The 2,059-nt window shown below is 37.9% G+C and carries 1 protein-coding gene; it reads right to left on the reverse strand.

The genetic code is table 11. The features are described 5' to 3' along the window. On the reverse strand, positions 1 to 2,059 hold a 2,059-nt coding region (locus ENL20_08960; protein ID HHE38686.1), incomplete at both ends, for a hypothetical protein.

Consider the following 2,059-nt stretch of genomic DNA (forward strand, 5'->3'; position numbering starts at 1 on the left):
AAATCCTTCCAAACTGAAAAATGCTCTTTCCCAATTTATATTTCCCGAATAAACAGGTGTATCAAGAGGAAATGGCGGATTATTATCTCCTCTCGTTAAATACGGATAATCACCTTCAGGTTCAATCGTCTGCCATTCTTCATTATAATAAATTTCGACAATTCCACCATCATAACAAAATCCCGGATACGAGGAACTGATCTCTGCTTCCATCCAATGATAAAAAGTCAGGTAGGAATTTTCGTTTACTTCCATTTCCGGTGTTTCCAAAGCACAAAGCAGATCGTTATCATATTCATTTCCGTCTGTTCCTCCAACTTTCCAGGAATGAGTTTCGGAATTTGACCTGTATTCGGTTTGATGCCATTGATCGATTCCACCATTCTGTTCGTAATGAGTCCAGCCATTATCTCCGAGTTCGATATTATCATTGAAACCGACATTCAAATCGATCTGCAGTAAATTGTAATATCCAAGTTCTTCATTCAGGACAAGATTGAGCAGGAAACTGTGAATGAAAGGACATTCATCAGAAACTGTAAAAGTGAATGGAGTTTCAAAATAGGAAAAACTGTCACCAGCAAGTGTTGGAATTTGGGAATTATTATCATTGATCGTGATAAATTCATCGTCATCATAGAGAAGACCGGAAATGTTGTCCGCAACTCCATTTCCATTATTTATCAGGCAGATATTCAGAGTAACGGATTCTCCCGGTTCCAGGCAGCCATTCTCATTTTCATCTTCGATTGTATAATTATCCAATAATAAAATTGGAGCATAAGAATTTAAGGAAAAATCATACTCCCATTCCAGTTCGTTAGAACTAATGGTAAGGTGGAAAATGATATCTTCATCATCAGGACAGAATTGAGAAACTTCTATTTGAAATGACTCCAAACCAAAACGAGTAGAATCAGGAAGAATATTTTCATAATTTGTGGTTGCATTCAAAATTGTTGCAAATTCACTATCAGAGGTGATGGATGCAGTAATGTTCGTTGCTTCTTCGGAACCATAATTGTGCAGACCAACCAGGAAATCTATAGTTTCACCATGATCGATCAGACCGTTATCATTTCCTGCAGAATCATCGATTTGGATCTCATCGGTTGCCAGGAAAGGACCTGTTCCGGCAATAACTTCGATCGTTCCTTCAAACCTGTTTTTGTTATGAGCAGTGATGGAAAGCTGAAGTTCGGTCGGTTCAGTAAGAAGTTCATTGAAAACGATCTCGATCATTCCGGTTTCATCCGTAACTCCTGCTCCGATCAATTCTCCATCATTTGTAATACCAACTCTCGCACCTTCTAATCCAACTTCGATGATCACATTTTCAATTCCTAAATTTATCACACTTGTGTAAATGACATTCTCAAAATCAGTTGGTTGAGCAGTCCAGATATCCATTGACGGATCTCCAAAAAGATTGGTTTGATAAGCGACCCAACGCATATATTCATCTGTCTCCATCAGAGAAACATCGAGTTCGTGAGAATAACGATTAACTGCTCCGATCTCGAAAATATCCTGACCAAAGATGGCATCATAAAATTGCCTGTCATAATATTGGGATGAACTGTTAGTTCCACCTGGTTGATACCAGCCATAACGAGCATTAGCAATACAGGCAACTTCCCCGGTTTCCAGAGTCGTAATTTTTTCAGCAAAGCAATCTTCTCCATAATAACCGTTAAAATCCCAGTTATCAAAAGAACCGTTGTAGCAACCTTGCGAGTAGCCGATGACAAATCCTCTGGTTATTCCATCATTGGTAAAATTATTGGTTGTCAGATCCGAATTATTCATTTTCATATTATAAGTCGGGCTGGAATGTCCAAGATGATTTAATAGATTTATTCCCGCATCATTGAATTGATCAAAAGCATCATATTTATTCCAGTTCGAATCACGGTCATAAAGAGTTGAAACTGTAAAATTATCAGCAATCCCTGTGGTAGTGTAACCATTATAAGTACCTCCAAAAGAAATTTCATCTTTATAATCACCACCATAAGTCAAAGGACTGTTATTCAATTCCTCTCCGATCATCAATGCT

Source organism: Candidatus Cloacimonadota bacterium (genome assembly GCA_011372345.1).
Classification (GTDB): domain Bacteria; phylum Cloacimonadota; class Cloacimonadia; order Cloacimonadales; family TCS61; genus DRTC01.